Here is a 16,219-nt window from a genome sequence, read left to right as displayed (position 1 = left end):
GGGCTAAAGTGATGCCTAACTGAAGGACCAACCAATGTAGCACCATCACCAAAGTCAATGCCTAAACCTAGTCCGGTTTTATAGTTTTGAGCTTTAACGTTTGTTGTAGTAAGGGCAAACAATGCAATGCATCCTAAAATTGTAAATAACTTTTTCATAATTTAAATGTTTTGTAAATAATTATCAGCCTAACAACTTTAATGCCGTTTCTGTTTTTTTGGTAAAAATCCATAAGGATAAAAAACAATGCTTGCATAGTAATTTTGTAATCACTAAGTTTATTTAAATATTTTTTACGAAAAGTAAATACAGCGTTTTATTAACTACGAGGTATTATTTTTATTAAAAAGGCATATAGATGTTAATCTTTATGTTTGATTTTTTAACTTAACCAAATAATAAACAATTCATATGGCGGCAGAAATTAAACGGGTTTTTGATCTTTTGAAATATAGCCTCGAAAATCCAAAGCAAGAATTCATCAGCGGAAAAATTAACGGAAAATGGATAAATTATAGTACAACCGATTTTTGTACTGCCGTAGATAACCTAAGCCGCGGATTAATTAAACAAGGAATAGGCAAAGGGGGCAGGGTCGCTGTAATGTCGCACAACCGACCTGAATGGAATATTGCCGATTTTGCAGCCAACCAAATCGGTGCCTATCAGATTCCCTTATATCCAACCTTGGCCGAGCACGATATCCAGTTTATCTTAAAAGATGCAGAAATCGCCATTATTTTTGTAGCCGACGAAGATTTGTATAAAAAAATTAAACCTTGTGCCGATGCAATTAACCCAGCCATTAAGATTTATAGTTTTAACGAAATTACAGAAACCGAAAACTGGAATACATTAATCGAATTGGGCAAAGCGAGTACAGATATTGATTTGGAAAAATATCGTGCTAATGTTGCACCCGAAGATGTATTAACCCTAATTTATACATCTGGCACTACGGGTACGCCAAAAGGTGTAATGCTAACGCATCATAACTTGGTGGCAAATTTTGTTAACTCGGCTGTGGTGATACCCGAAGGCGTTAAAAAAGGGTTAAGCTTTTTGCCGCTTTCGCATATTTTCGAGCGGATGATCATTTATTTATATCTGTTTAATTATACAGGAGTTTATTATGCCGAAAGTATGGAAACCATTGTAGCCGATATTCAGCATGTAAAACCCAATGTATTCTCTACAGTTCCAAGGCTTCTCGAAAAAGTGTACGATAAGATAATGGAGAAGGGGAAAGCATTAACGGGGATTAAAAAAGGTATTTTCTTCTGGTCGGTAGCTTTAGCCGAAAAGTATACAATTGATGCGGGGGCCTGGTATAATTTCAAATTGGGGATTGCCCGTAAACTGGTTTTTAAAAAGTGGCAGGAAGCACTGGGCGGTGAAATTGTAGTGATTGTATCGGGTGGAGCGGCGCTAAATCCGCGTTTGGCCAGAATTTTCTGGGCGGCTGGTATGCCTGTTTTTGAAGGATATGGACTAACAGAAACCTCACCGGTAATTACCGTTAATCATTTCGGCGGAACCATGTTCGGTACCGTTGGTGAAGTAATTAAAGGGGTGGAAGTTAAAATAGCGCAGGATGGCGAAGTTTTAACCAGAGGGCACCAGGTAATGAAGGGTTATTACAACCGACCTGATTTAACCGATGAGGCAGTGGATAAAGAGGGATGGTTCCATACCGGAGATATTGGAGAACTGGTTGATGGCCGCTTTTTAAAAATTACAGACCGTAAAAAAGAAATGTTTAAAACAGCAGGTGGTAAATACGTTGCCCCACAAATGCTGGAGAATAAATATAAAGAATCAATTTTTATCGAACAGATTATGGTTTTAGGCGAAAATAGAAAATTCCCTTCTGCACTGATTGTTCCAAATTTCGAAACCTTAAAAACCTGGGCGGGAAGAAAGGGCATTACTTTTACCTCGAACGAAGAGATTATTAAAAATGAACAGGTGCTAGCTAAATATAACGAGGTTGTCGAAGCGGCAAATGTAGGTTTCGGTAAATGGGAGCAGGTAAAAAGATTTGCGCTGTTACCAAAAGAGTGGAGCATAGATGGAGGAGAGCTTACCCCAAAATTAAGTTTGAAAAGAAAAGTGATTACCGAGAAAAACAATGAGGTAATCGAAAAAATATATAAAGATGCAGAAAACTATAAAGCCCCTCAATAACATAAAAAAATCGTTAATATACCTAAGCGTTGTGCTGTTATTGGCTGGTTGCGTAACCGGACAATTGGGTAAAAACAATAGTGGTGAATATAAAAATGGGATGGTAGTTTCTGCCCATCCGGAAGCATCGCAAGTAGGTGTAGATATTTTAAAAAAAGGTGGGAATGCGGTTGATGCAGCTGTTGCTGTTCAGTTTGCACTTGCTGTGGTTTATCCAAACGCTGGGAATATAGGTGGGGGCGGTTTTATGGTGTACCGTGGTGCAAACGGCGAAATAAATGCCTTGGATTTTAGAGAAAAAGCAGCTGCGGCAGCTAGCAGAGATATGTATCTCGATTCGGCTGGGAATCCAATTATAGATAAAAGTTTATTTGGGCATTTAGCCGCTGGCGTACCAGGATCAGTAGATGGTATGGTAGAGGCACACAAAAAATATGGGAAGCTTTCTTGGGCACAGGTGTTACAACCGGCAATAAATTTGGCGCAAAATGGTTTCAAAATTACTAAGCGGCAGGCAAGCGAATTGAATGGTTTGCATAGAAAGTTTATGGATTTTAATCCCGATGGAACGGCCTTCGTAAATTTAGAAAGTACCTGGCAGGAAAATGATCTTCTGGTTCAAAAAGAGCTTGGCAATACGCTAAAACTAATCCAGGGAAAAGGTAGGGAAGGTTTTTATGAAGGTGCTGTAGCCGATTCGCTTGTGGCTGAAATGCAACGAGGCCATGGACTTATTACAAAAGAAGATTTAAAAAATTATCACGCCACCTGGCGTAAACCCATAACAGGCAACTATAGAGGCTATAAAATTATTACCATGCCGCCAACTTCAAGTGGAGGTATTGCCCTGATTCAATTACTGCAAAGTGTAGAAAATTTCCCATTAAAAAAGTGGGGGCATAATGCAGACTCTACAGTTCAGGTAATTGTAGAAGCCGAAAGAAGAGTGTATGCCGATCGGGCAACACATTTAGGCGACCCTGATTTTTATACTGTTCCACAACAGCAAATGTTGAGCGCCGATTATAATAAAAAACGCATGTCGAACTTTAACTGGGCAGCAGCAACACCAAGCAGCGCTGTTTTGGCCGGTGAAATAAAAGGGGCAGAGCACGAAGAGACCACACATTTCTCTATTGTAGACCGCGATGGAAATGCTGTTTCGATTACCACTACCTTAAATGGTTCTTACGGATCGTTAGTTGCTGTAAAAGGAGCCGGGTTTCTGTTGAATAACGAAATGGACGACTTTTCTGTTAAACCTGGCGCACCTAATATGTACGGTTTAGTTGGTGGCGAAGCCAATGCAATTGCACCCAATAAACGAATGCTAAGCTCTATGACACCGAGTATTGTAGAGAAAGAGGGAAAATTGTTTATGGTGGTGGGTACTCCAGGCGGTTCAACCATCATCACATCCGTATTTCAAACCATTATAAATGTAATCGATTTTGATATGTCGATGCAGTCGGCTGTGGCTGCTAAAAAGTTTCATCACCAATGGTTACCAGATGAAGTGTATATCGAAAAAGATGCCATCGATAGTTTAACCCTCGAAAAATTAAAAGCAAAAGGCTATAAAATTGTACCGAGAGGTGCGATTGGCAGGGTTGATGCCATCTTAAAAACTAAATGGGGCAATTATCAGGGCGGTGCCGACCCAAGGGGAGATGATAAGGCCATTGGCTGGTAGCGATTTCTCACATCTATTTTTTATCTTAGCATTAGTCAATCTTTTGCAATTCAATTAGTTGTGTGGTTTAAAATTTAAAGAGATGAAAAAGCGCATATTTAATCTTGCCCGAAATTACCCAGATTTACCCCAGGTAGATTCGGCAATCTCTTTTGGCCCTTTTATCAAATACCTGCAGCGAAAAATTAAAGAAGAACGAACTGTAAAATCTACCATTTATAGCAATGCCTTAAAAGAATTTAAAAAACAGGGAATTGATGAACAGGTTATCGCTATCGAAGATATTTATCAGCACGAATTACTGCTGGAACATATGTATGCCTGTCTTTCGCCAGCACTTTTAACAGAAGACCATCAGGCCTGGGGGCTTTGTGCACCAATGCAGCCCATTACTTTTTATGGAACGGAGCTGATGTACGAACTGCTTGAACATGAAGAAAAAGATCAGAATAGTTTTGCCGGGTCAAAAACGCTTGAGCAACATCAGCATGATCGCCTGCATTTTATCAGTTAAGGCTAAGCAGCCATTGCCCGATCTTAGCTACCGGGAGTTACAACTATATTTGAGTGACGAGTCTGGATTGGATAAGCTACAGCAGGTGCTGCCACTAACTCTTTTTGAGCTTAGAGGTATTTCGGTGCTTACCATTACCGATGTTACTGCCAAGCAGGCGGTAGAAAATATTAAAAGTATAAGATTGAGCCGTGTGCCAGGCAGTGAGGGTGTCGCTTATGGAGAGGTGATACAATCGCTTAAAGTGCTGGTGCAAAATGCCAATATCCAGTTCGATCTTTTTCCTTTCGTAAGGGTAAACAACAAAATGGTTTATGGGTATGTAAAAGGCGGAAGCGGTCTGTTGTTTTCTGTATGGGGTGAAGARACTTTAAGTCCCGAAGCTTTTCGGCAGATTGCCGAAGGTTACGCCGCAAATCCGAATTCCTTTTACTCGCCCGATATCTGGGCCGAAAGCAAAGAGATGTTTCCCTGGTTAGACAGGTTTAGGGAGCTAAATGTAAAATCGATGGCGCTCCTACCTGTATTTCACAACCAGATTTTGGTTGGCGTATTAGGCATGCACACCTGGGTTGGAGAAACTTTCGACGAAAAAAAAATTACTTTATTGGAGCCCGTTTTAGCGCCTATTGCTCAACTCTTACAGGTCTATATCGATGAGTTTAATCTTGAGATTGAAAACATCATCAAAGAAAAATATACCTCTATCCAACCTGCTGTACAGTGGAAGTTTAATGAAGCTGCCTGGCATCACCTTTACAATAAGAAAAGGAATTTGCCACAGCGTAATGAGGATATTAGTTTTGCAGACGTTTATCCCTTTTATGGCGCAATAGATATTAGGAATTCTACTACTGAACGCAATGTAGCCAGTAAGGCCGATCTGAGCCTGCACTTGAGCCTGTTTCGAGAAACGCTGGAAGAGTTGAGCAAAATTTATAGCGATGCTTTGCTGGTAGAAATTATTTTTAACTGCAACAAGTGGAGTGATATTTTACAGGGCGACGAGTTGAACACAACTGATGAAAACAACCTCAATATTTTCCTTAAAGAAGAAACCAGCGATTACCTAAAGCTCATCTCCCAATCGCATCCTGATACCCAAAAGGTAATCGGTAAATATCTCGACCGCATTTCGGTGCCTCATGGCGAAGTGTATAAACACCGTCAGGCGCTGGAAACATCTATGCAGCTGATTAATACAGCCATTAACAATTATTTTGAAAGTGAACGCGAAAAACTGCAGGATTCTTATCCCTGTTATTTCGAAAAATTCAGGACAGATGGTGTTGAATACGATATTTATATCGGGCAGTCTATCGCTCCTGATCGGATTTTTAATCACTTCCATCTTAAAAATCTACGGTTATGGCAACTATCATCAATGGCTGAAATTGCCAAAATGGTTCAGCAGCTCCAGCCCGATCTGGCCGTTAAGTTGGCCACCACACAACTTATCTTTATCCATAACCATCCAATAGACATTAGTTTTAGGATCGACGAGCGGAAGTTCGATGTAGAAGGCGCTTACAATATCAGGTATCAGATGATCAAAAAAAGGATCGATAAGATACTTATTCGCAATTCGCAGGAGCGCCTTACCCAGCCCGATAAACTAGCACTGATCTATTTCAATAAAAGAGATATTGACGATTACCTGCCCTTTGTGAAATATCTGCAGGAAACTGGCGTATTGAAATCTGAAACTGAAGATCTTGATTTGGAAGATTTACAGGGACTAAGTGGATTAAAGGCATTGCGCTTAACTATTTTTTAAACATTTAATTTGGACTTCCTTAGTCTAATATCTTCAATAAGTTACACAGGCACCCTCTGCAAATATTTGGCGGTTTAGCTATATTGCGTTAGCTAATCAAACATGCCCCAATCGCTATGCGCAAACTATTTTCGCTGTTTTTATTTCTAACAGTTACAGTACAATTACACGCTCAAACTAATGAAGCCAGCCTGGTGAGTCCGCTGATTAATCAATACCAATCAGACGAGACCATGTTAAACCGTAAATATACGCTCAAGCGATCGGAAGAATACTTTAAGCGGATGGAACGCTTTTATGCTGAATGGAAAAAACAATTAAAGGCATTGCCTTTTAACAAGCTAACTGTAAATGAAAGGGTAGATTATATTTTGCTTAAACGCGATATCCGATCAGATTCGGCAAGTTTGCAACAGCACTACGCCGAATTTAGAAGCAGTATTTTTACTTTGCCTTTTGCCAAAATACTGTTGGATTTTGAAGCAAAGCGAAGAGTTGGCCAGCAACAAGATGGTAAAATTACCAAAGAACAATTCGAACAACTGAAAGAAGCTATTCAGAAAACCACAAAAGCAGTAGAAAACAAAGACCTGGCAGTTACGCCAGTACAGGCTTCTTGGGCGCAGGAAACCGTTAATCAATATCTGGCTGTATTTACCGAAGCTTATAAGTTTTATGATGGCTACGATCCGCAATTCACCAAAGCCACCAAAGCAGTTTATCCTGATGTAGTAGATGCCGTAAAGGATTATGCTGCTGCACTGGGTAAAATAGCTAAGCCGTCAAATGCCAAAGACGATGGAAGTGGCATTATTGGCAATCCGATAGGAAGAATAGCTTTATTAAGCAGCTTAAAGGATGAGATGATTGCTTATACTCCTGAGCAGATTGAGGCCATTGCCATGAGAGAATTTGCCTGGTGTGATGCCGAAATGCTTAAAGCCTCGCAACAAATGGGCTTTGGTAACGAATGGAAAAAAGCACTTGAAAAAGTAAAAACAGATTATCCTGAATTGGGGAAACAGCCTGAACTGGTTTATGAACTGGCTAATGAAGCCATAGACTTTGTAGAGAAAAATAAACTCATCGCCATTCCAGCCCTGGCTAAAGAAGGCTGGCGCATGCGCATGCTAAGTCCGAAGGAGCAATTATTTGCGCCGTTTTTTCTAGGTGGCGAATCCGTATTAATTGCTTATCCAACAGAAGACATGACCGAGGATGCCAAAATGATGACCTTACGTGGCAATAACAGGCATTTTTCCAGAGCTGTAGTTTTTCATGAGCTTATTCCCGGGCACAACCTTCAGTATTTTATGCAAAGCCGCTACAAGCCTTATCGCAAAGTATTTGGTACACCTTTCTGGACGGAAGGCTGGTCGCTGTATTGGGAGATGTTGCTGTGGGACCAGAATTTTGCAAAATCTCCTGAAGATAAAATTGGAATGCTTTTTTGGCGCATGCACCGTTGTGCGCGTATCATTTTTTCAATGAACTACCATTTAGGCAAATGGACACCTCAGCAGTGTATCGATTTTTTGGTAGATCGTGTTGGTTTTGAACGTGCTAACGCAGAAGCAGAGGTACGTAGATCGTTTACCGGAGGTTATGGGCCATTATACCAAATTGGGTACATGTTAGGTGGATTACAGTTCAGGGCATTGCACAAAGAGCTGGTACAAAGTGGTAAAATGACCAATATTCAGTTTCATAATCGCATACTCCRCGAAAATAATATGCCTGTAGAAATGGTAAGGGCCTTGTTAACCAACCAGCAATTACCCGAAAATTTCAGTACCCAATGGAAATTTGCCGGCGATATCAAATAGTATACAATTTTGGCGGATGTGCTACGGCATGAGGCAATAGATGATCAAAAAAAGGAGTGAAAAATATTTACCCATAATTTGCAGGAGCGACTTACCCTGTCTGATAAATTGGCATTGATCTATTTTAACAAGAAGGGTACCGACAATTACCTCCGCCCGTAAAATGTCAACAGGAAATAGGGGTACTAAAGTCCGAAACTAAAGATTTTGATTTTGGAAGATTAATAAGGTGAGGCGGATTAAAAGCCAGGCGTTTACTATTTATAACTTATTTTTTAGTTTGCCTGTGTGTTGCATTGGCGATTAGTGTTGAAAAGTTGATAAGTATTTTTACATGCTTGTATTTTTGGTATGGCTATTGCAATACGTGTGCCAACGCTTATTCAACGTTAAAAGAAAATTTATGAAACTACAACTATTTAAAACACTCCCAGTTGCACTCGCTGGTTTACTCATCGGGTCGGTTGCTTCAGCTCAAGAAAGCCCTGCAACTTCCGCAACAACGTTCAGAACATGGTCTATCGGTGTAAACGCTGGTGTACTTACTCCATTGTCACCATTAGGTGGGAAAAATGATTTCAGTAATAACAAATCAAGTTTAGGTTATGGCCTTTACATTAAAAAACAATTTACACCTTATTTCTCTCTTCGTTTAGATGGAGTTCGTGGTAAATTAAAGGGAGATAATACCGAGCCTTACGAAAGTGGTTTGGTAAACAACTCTCCAGTAAGAGCATTCGATACAGAGTTATCTTATTCAGGAAGTTTAAATGCTGTAGTAAACATGTTCAATATTGATATGTTTAAAAAAGAGAATACATTACAGCTTTACGCTTCTGCCGGTGCTGGTATCGCGGCCTACAAACCGACCATTACTACAGCAGCTGGAACTTCGACACTTAATGGTGGGGATAACATCAATGAGTTGATTATTCCTGTAGGCTTAGGGGCTAAATTTAAAATTTCTGACGCGGTTAATTTAGATTTAGGCTGGACTATCAACTTTGTTGATGGTGATAACTTAGACGGTTATTATAAAAATGGAAACGATAAATATAACTACGCTTACGCTGGTTTAGAGTTTGCTTTAGGTAGCGGAAAACAATTGGCTTTCCACAATCCGGTAGCTTTAACGTACGATGAAGCTTTAAAAGCAAAACAAACTGCAGAAGGTTTAAAAGCTGATTTAAACGCTCAAAAAGCTGAAAATGCAAAACTACGTTCAGAAATGAACGACATCTTGAAAGATACAGATGGCGATGGTGTTGCAGATAAATTAGACAAATGCCCAGATACACCAGCTGGTACTGTTGTTGATGGTTCTGGTTGTCCGTTAAAAACTCCAGAAAAAGTTGTAGAGAAAGTAATCGTAACCGAAGAAGATCGTAAAGTTGTTAACGAAGCGATTAAAAACTTAGAGTTCGATTTAGGTAAAGCAACCATCCGTTCTAAATCTTATGCTTCTTTAAACAGAGTTGCTGCATTATTAATCCAGAAAAACTTTAGCTTAAAATTAGCTGGCCACACAGATAATACAGGTTCAAAAGAATTAAACTTGCGTTTATCAAAAGATAGAGCAGAATCTGTAAAAGCTTATTTAGTTTCTCAAGGTGCAAATGCATCACGTATTGAGGCTACAGGTTATGGTATGGGTCAACCAATTGCTACCAACAAAACAGCGGCTGGTCGTCAACAAAACCGTCGTGTAGAGTTTACCCTTTACTAGTCTGTTTTAACACACATATTAAAGCGCCCCGAATTTATTGGGGCGCTTTTTTTTATATGCTAAAACCACCTAATGCTAGTCGTCGCGTCTCGCTACGACATAAGATAGTTCTGTAATGTTATGTTAGCATTTTTTAATGTCTTCATGAGACACTAAGACCAGATTAGTGCAAACCAGAGCTTTTTGTTTTAAATAGATTTTTATTTGTACTAGATTTCTACTCGATCGTCATGCTGAATTTATTTCAGCATCTTTCTAGCCAATAGACCCTGAAATGAATTCAGGGTGACGGCACTATTGTTTAATTGCATTTTCATTTTATTTAAGCGAAACAATTACTTTTTTGATTTCGCTTAAATCATTCATTTCAAAATTTGGTGATTGCGGATAAAAACGCTGGTAAATGATTTTATCGTCTTTGCTATCATAAACACTGATTATTTTATCATTAGAACGTTGAGTGTAAACTACATACTTAATATTCGTTTCAGTATTCAAAATTAAACTATCCAATTCCTTGTACGATACAAATTTGAGTTTATAATTATAAGGTTCTAAAACTACCCCCGATTGAGGCAAAAGAGTCAATTTGGATGAGAATACCTGCTTAATATACTCAGGCACATACAGCGTTTCTTTTGTTAATTCTGGTAAACGTACTTTATTGTAAAACTGGTAATCTAAATTACAATCCTTGTTTGCGAGCAATCCATCATTAATCTGTTTTAAATACCCTGTTAAAAATCCTGGCGACCAATTGAGAAAATTCGACTTGTTGTAAAGGGTTGATATAAGGTTATTTCTTATCGCCCTTTTCGAGCCAGTAGTAATGTCCTGAATTTCTATTTGAAGATTGGTACTCCGATCAGCAAAAAGTGTAACCGTCGCAAATACACTTTCTTCCTTTGTTTTAGGTTTTTTGGATGGACTAACCAGCTTTAATGCGTAAACTACGTTTACATTTTTGGTGCTATCCAGCTTATTGGCATAACCATCGAAATAGAAGAACGAATAGTTTGAAAGCGTATCGTAACGGGCAAGTTCTTCGGGTTTAATAATTTTATAAGGTGTAATCGTCCAGTTTTTTTTAATGGCCCGATCAAATTTTTCTAATTCAGCATAATCCGCATACTGTAAAGTAAACAAGGTTGTTGTTTTTTTAAATATCTCTAATTTTTGACTGTTTAAAAGAGCAGCTCCGAAATAAGATACCTGACTTTTACAAATTGTAGCCGATAAAATAAATAGGCTAAATAAGAGAATTCCTCTAGCTTTTAACATATTAAGTGTTTTCATTTTGTGTTTGACTATGATAAGAAAAATTTGACAAATATTTTGAATTTTTCTGTTGCATTAACAAAATACATTCATTAGCTTTGTTATGCAAGCATAATAAATTAGCAAAATGAAACAACAACAAACCATAGATTACCACATTAAGTTTGCCTGGCAAAATATGTTTAATAAGTACAATCAAATGGCATCTGGTTTTGGGATTACCCAGGCCATTGGTTATATGCTTATTAATATAGATGATGCCGAGGGAACTGCGGTTTCAAATTTAGCAGGCTTACTTGGGGTTAAAGCAACCAGTTTATCCCGTATGTTAAATAATATGGAAGAGGCCAACCTTATTTACCGTGAAACATCCGCAGGTGATAAACGATCGGTAAAGGTTTTTCTAACTGATTTCGGTAAAGAGAAAAAACAATTGGCTAAAGGTGTTGTTCGAAAATTTAATGAATATCTCGATGAGCATTTCTCTAAAAAGGAGAAAGAGACTTTTATTAACCTATTGATAAAACTAAATGATATCACGGTAGCCTATACTGTTGATTAACAAATATAACAATCAAATCTGTTTGGTAGGTTGCTACATAAATGATTCTATCAGACTAATGAAAAGCAAATAGATAATGAAACGAAGCATTAATAAAGTTGCAGTTTTAGGTTCGGGTATTATGGGGTCGCGTATTGCATGCCACTTCGCCAACATTGGTGTAGAGGTTTTGTTGTTAGATATAGCCCCCAAAGAGCTAAGTCCCGAAGAGCAGGCAAAAGGATTAACATTGGATAATCCAGCTGTAAAAAACCGGATTGTTAATACAGCTTTGCAAACGGCCGTAAAAACCAATCCATCGCCAGTTTATAGCAAAAAAGCATTAAATAAGATCAAAACTGGAAATTTCGACGATGATATGCCGAAAATTGCCGGTTACGATTGGGTAATTGAAGTCGTGGTCGAAAATCTTGATATCAAGAAAAAAGTTTTCGAGCAGGTAGAGCAGTTCCGTAAACCGGGCACATTGATTACTTCGAATACTTCTGGTATTCCAATCCACTTAATGGCTGAAGGAAGGAGTGATGATTTTAAATCGCATTTCTGCGGTACACACTTTTTTAATCCGCCCCGCTATTTAAAATTGTTAGAGGTTATCCCTACACCACACACGCAACCTGAAATTGTTGATTTTCTGATGCATTATGGCGATAAGTTTTTAGGGAAAACAACTGTTTTATGTAAAGATACTCCAGCTTTTATTGCCAATCGTGTAGGTGTCTATTCCATCATGGCACTTTTGCATTTAGTTGAAAAACTGGATTTGACAGTAGAAGAGGTTGATAAATTTACCGGACCAGCCTTGGGTAGACCAAAATCGGCTACTTTCCGTACTTCGGATGTGGTGGGTTTAGATACCATGATCAAAGTAGCAAAAGGACTTTATGATAACTGTCCGGATGATAAAGCACACGATTTGTTTAAACTTCCAGCATACGTGCAAAAAATGGAAGAGAACAAATGGCTTGGCGATAAAACCAAACAGGGTTTCTATAAAAAAACCAAATCTGCCGATGGTAAAACCGAAATCCTGGCGCTTGATTTAAAAACTTTAGAATACAAAGCACAGCAAAAAGTAAAATCGGCTACCTTAGAAATGACTAAACCGGTTGAAAATCTTCGTGAGCGTATGAAGATTTTTGCCAAAGGAAAAGATAAGGCGGGCGAGTTGTTCCGCCATTCTTCATTTGGTTTATTTGAATATGTATCAGATAGAATTCCTGAAATTTCTGACGAATTGTACCGTATCGATGATGCCATGCGTGCTGGTTTCGGTTGGGAGCTTGGCCCCTTCGAACTTTGGGATGCAGTTGGCGTAAAAGAAGCCATCGAAGGAATGGAGCAATATGGCAATAAAGCTGCGGCTTGGGTACATGAAATGCTCGATGCCGGAAATACTTCATTCTATAAAGTAGAAGATGGCGTTAAAAAATATTACGATATCCCTTCTAAAAGTTATAAAGCCTTACCAGGAACCGATGAGTTCATCATCTTGGATAACCTCCGCGAAAATAAAACCCTTTGGAAAAACTCAGGTGTTTCGATTATCGATCTGGGCGATGGCATTCTGAATGTAGAATTCCACACCAAAATGAATACCATTGGCGGGGATGTGATCTCTGGAATAAACAAAGCGATTGATATGGCCGAGAAAGATTACCGTGGTTTGGTAATCGGCAATGATGGTGCAAATTTCTCTGCCGGTGCAAATGTGGGTATGATTTTTATGATGGCGGTAGAGCAGGAGTGGGATGAATTGAATATGGCGATCAGAATGTTCCAGAATACTTCGATGCGCATCCGTTATTCTTCTATTCCGGTTGTGGTTGCCCCGCATAATTTAACCCTGGGTGGTGGTTGCGAATTCAGTTTACATGCCGATCACGTTCAGCTTTCGGCCGAAACCTATATGGGTTTGGTTGAGTTTGGTGTTGGCGTTATCCCTGGTGGCGGCGGAACAAAAGAATTTGCTTTGCGTGCTTCTGATGAGTATAAAGATGATCAGATTGTGCAAAATGCTTTGAAAGACCGTTTCTTAACCATCGGAATGGCGAAAGTTTCTACTTCTGGTTACGAGGCTTACGAGCTGGGCTATCTGCAAAAGGATAAATTCTCGATTTCAATGAACCGGAACCGCTTATTGGCCGATGCAAAAGCTAAAGCAATAGAATTGGCTGATGCCGGTTATACGAAGCCTGTACAACGCAACGATATCAAAGTATTAGGAAAGCAAGGTTTAGGAATTGTTTATGCTGGTGCAAATAGCATGTATGCGGGACATTTCATTTCTGAACACGATAAAAAAATATCCGAAAAATTAGGTTATGTGATGTRTGGAGGCGACTTATCGGCTCCAACAGAAGTAACGGAGCAATATTTATTGGATCTGGAAAGAGAAGCCTTTTTATCACTTGCAGGTGAGCGGAAATCGTTAGAGCGGATCCAGTCGATAATTACTAAGGGGAAACCGTTGAGGAATTAATGGATACATAGAAATATATGGGGTTTCTGCGACGTCACCCTGAATTTATTTCAGGGTCTTTCCAGGATAGATGCTGAAACAAGTTCAGCATGACGAACGCGAAAAATTAAAAAGATAATATTGGCTATTGCCATAAAAATACTAAAAATAATGGAAGCATATATTATAGCCGGATATCGTACAGCAGTGGGCAAAGCACCCCGTGGCGTATTCCGTTTTACAAGAGCTGATGATTTAGCCGCAGAAGTAATCAGGGCTTTAGTGGCATCGGTTCCGAATTTAGATAACGAACAGATTGATGATGTAATTGTGGGTAACGCTACTCCAGAAGCAGAGCAAGGCTTAAATATTGGCCGTATGATTTCGCTAATGGGTTTGGATACTGATAAAGTTCCTGGTGTTACGGTAAACCGCTATTGTGCATCGGGTTTAGATACCATTGCTACAGCAGTTGCCAAAATTAAGGCTGGCATGGCCGATTGTATTATTGCAGGTGGGGTAGAGGTGATGAGTGGAATGCCTTTTGGAGGTTGGAAGCTTGTACCAAATGCAGAAGTTGCAAAAAACAATCCAGACTGGTATTGGGGCATGGGCTTAACCGCCGAAGCAGTAGCTAAAGAATATAATGTGAGCCGTGAAGATCAAGATGCTTTTTCGTTAAAATCTCATGAAAAAGCTATTCACGCTATAAAAAACGGTCATTTAAAAGACGGTATTCTGCCAATCACAGTAAACGAAAATTACCTCGATGCAAACCTTAAAAAGAAAACACGTTCTTACGTGGTTGATACCGATGAGGGTCCACGTGCAGATACTACTCTAGACAAATTGGCGAAACTGAAGCCCGTATTCGATGCGGTTGGAAGTGTAACTGCTGGTAACTCATCGCAAACATCTGATGGGGCAGCTTTTGTGCTAGTGGTTTCTGAAAAGAAAATGAAAGAATTAAATGCAGAACCGATTGCCAGGTTGGTGAGTTATGGTATTGCGGGTGTTCCGCCACGCATTATGGGGATTGGCCCAATTGAGGCAATTCCAAAAGCGTTGAAACAAGCCGGTTTGAAAAAAGAGGATATCGATTTAATTGAACTGAACGAAGCTTTTGCCTCACAATCGTTAGCCGTAATCAGAACATTAGATTTAAATCCCGACGTAATTAATGTAAATGGTGGTGCAATTGCATTAGGGCATCCGCTGGGTTGTACAGGAGCAAAACTTACCGTACAGATCACGAATGAGCTAAAAAGACAAAATAAAAAGTACGGAATGGTAACCATGTGCGTAGGAACCGGGCAAGGTGCAGCGGGGATATTTGAGTTGTTGTAATTAGTATCAAGATGTGGGTATCAAGTATCGAGATTGAATAATAAGTGTAAACAAGTTTATAAAATCATCCCAGACATATTTGTATTCATAATTTAATACTAAAGCATATGCATAATTTTAAAGAACTAAAAGTTTGGCAAAAATCAATCGACTTAGCTGTTGAAGTTTATAAAGCGACATCACTCTTGCCGAATGAAGAAAGATTTGGATTGATTTCACAAATGAAAAGATGTTGGGTATCAATTTCTTCAAATATAGCTGAGGGTTCTGGTAGAGGAGGTGGTACTCAATTCAAATATTTTTTGAACATAAGCCAAGGTTCAGCTTTTGAGTTAGAGACACAATTGATTATTTCAAACCGACTTGAATTACTAGATGATGAATTATCAGCCGATTTGATTGAGAAAACTACTGAGATTCAAAAAATGGTTTATGCTTTGGATAGAAGTATCAAAGTATAAGCATTAAGGTTTGAGTATAAAGTGTCCAGATTGAATAAAAGAAATAATAGAAAAAATAATAAAGCGATATCAAGTTTTGAACACAGTTTTGATGCCTGATAATAGCTGCATAATATTGAAATTTAGTGATATCTAGTGTTAAGCTTTGTCTTGATACCTAATACTCGCTACTAGATACTAAAACAATGGAAACAACTGAAAAAAAGACAATTAAAGGCGGTGAATTCTTAATTAAGGATACCACTTATCAGGAAGTATTTATCCCTGAAGAATTTGATGAAGAGCAGCAGATGATTGCACAAACCTGTCGCGATTTTCTGGCGKCTGAGGTTTATCCCAATTTAGATAAAATTGACAAACAGGAAGATCCTGAACTAATGCCAACAC

11 protein-coding genes and 1 pseudogene are annotated in these 16,219 nt (G+C 38.9%); 11 read left to right on the top strand and 1 reads right to left on the bottom strand.

The features are described from left to right. The first annotated feature begins 411 nt into the window (after positions 1–411). The 6 genes from AC1DND_RS06770 (at position 412) to AC1DND_RS06745 (ending at position 9,723) form a co-directional block, all read left to right on the top strand. A complete protein-coding gene (locus tag AC1DND_RS06770; protein ID WP_477580165.1) occupies positions 412–2,187 on the top strand; it encodes an AMP-dependent synthetase/ligase in 1,776 nt (591 codons plus the stop codon). Beyond that, positions 2,159–3,880: a gamma-glutamyltransferase gene (gene ggt, locus AC1DND_RS06765; RefSeq protein WP_477580163.1), complete on the top strand. Its 1,722-nt coding sequence runs from the start codon at positions 2,159–2,161 to the stop codon at positions 3,878–3,880. The genes AC1DND_RS06770 and ggt overlap by 29 nt, the downstream gene beginning before the upstream one ends. Before the next feature lie 82 nt (positions 3,881–3,962). Then, positions 3,963–4,394, top strand: a complete 432-nt coding sequence (locus AC1DND_RS06760) for a hypothetical protein (protein WP_477580162.1) — start codon at positions 3,963–3,965, stop codon at positions 4,392–4,394. After that, entirely contained in the window at positions 4,312–6,171 is a 1,860-nt protein-coding gene (locus tag AC1DND_RS06755) for a GAF domain-containing protein (RefSeq protein WP_477580161.1), read from the top strand. Before AC1DND_RS06760 ends, AC1DND_RS06755 begins: the two co-directional genes overlap by 83 nt. Before the next feature lie 116 nt (positions 6,172–6,287). Continuing rightward, positions 6,288–7,997, top strand: coding sequence for a DUF885 family protein (locus AC1DND_RS06750; RefSeq protein WP_477580160.1), 1,710 nt, complete (start codon positions 6,288–6,290; stop codon positions 7,995–7,997). A 403-nt stretch (positions 7,998–8,400) separates the two neighbouring features. Then, positions 8,401–9,723, top strand: a complete 1,323-nt coding sequence (locus AC1DND_RS06745; RefSeq protein WP_477580158.1) for a DUF6089 family protein — start codon at positions 8,401–8,403, stop codon at positions 9,721–9,723. Between the two features lie 318 nt (positions 9,724–10,041). On the opposite strand, the gene AC1DND_RS06740 is transcribed toward AC1DND_RS06745, so the two are convergent. After that, positions 10,042–11,019 carry a hypothetical protein gene (locus AC1DND_RS06740; RefSeq protein ID WP_477580156.1) on the bottom strand — a complete coding sequence of 326 codons (978 nt, stop codon included), beginning with the start codon at positions 11,017–11,019 and terminating at the stop codon, positions 10,042–10,044. A 109-nt stretch (positions 11,020–11,128) separates the two neighbouring features. Between AC1DND_RS06740 and AC1DND_RS06735 the strand changes: the two genes are divergently transcribed. The 5 genes and pseudogenes from AC1DND_RS06735 to AC1DND_RS06715 all read left to right on the top strand — a co-directional run. Beyond that, positions 11,129–11,563, top strand: coding sequence for a MarR family winged helix-turn-helix transcriptional regulator (locus AC1DND_RS06735; RefSeq protein ID WP_477580154.1), 435 nt, complete (start codon positions 11,129–11,131; stop codon positions 11,561–11,563). 76 nt (positions 11,564–11,639) lie between these two features. Beyond that, on the top strand, positions 11,640–14,045 hold the full coding sequence (locus AC1DND_RS06730) for a 3-hydroxyacyl-CoA dehydrogenase NAD-binding domain-containing protein (protein WP_477580152.1): 2,406 nt from the start codon (positions 11,640–11,642) through the stop codon (positions 14,043–14,045). A gap of 150 nt (positions 14,046–14,195) precedes the next feature. Further along, positions 14,196–15,371: an acetyl-CoA C-acyltransferase gene (locus AC1DND_RS06725; RefSeq protein WP_477580150.1), complete on the top strand. Its 1,176-nt coding sequence runs from the start codon at positions 14,196–14,198 to the stop codon at positions 15,369–15,371. A gap of 107 nt (positions 15,372–15,478) precedes the next feature. Beyond that, the gene (locus tag AC1DND_RS06720) at positions 15,479–15,832 is read left to right on the top strand and encodes a four helix bundle protein (protein WP_477580148.1); all 354 of its coding nucleotides are present in this window, start codon (positions 15,479–15,481) and stop codon (positions 15,830–15,832) included. 185 nt (positions 15,833–16,017) lie between these two features. Then, positions 16,018–16,219 (top strand): annotated as a pseudogene (locus tag AC1DND_RS06715) (acyl-CoA dehydrogenase family protein); the annotation flags it as partial.

This window comes from Pedobacter sp. 01N416 (assembly GCF_056399685.1).
This window is presented reverse-complemented; position numbering and strand designations above follow the sequence as displayed.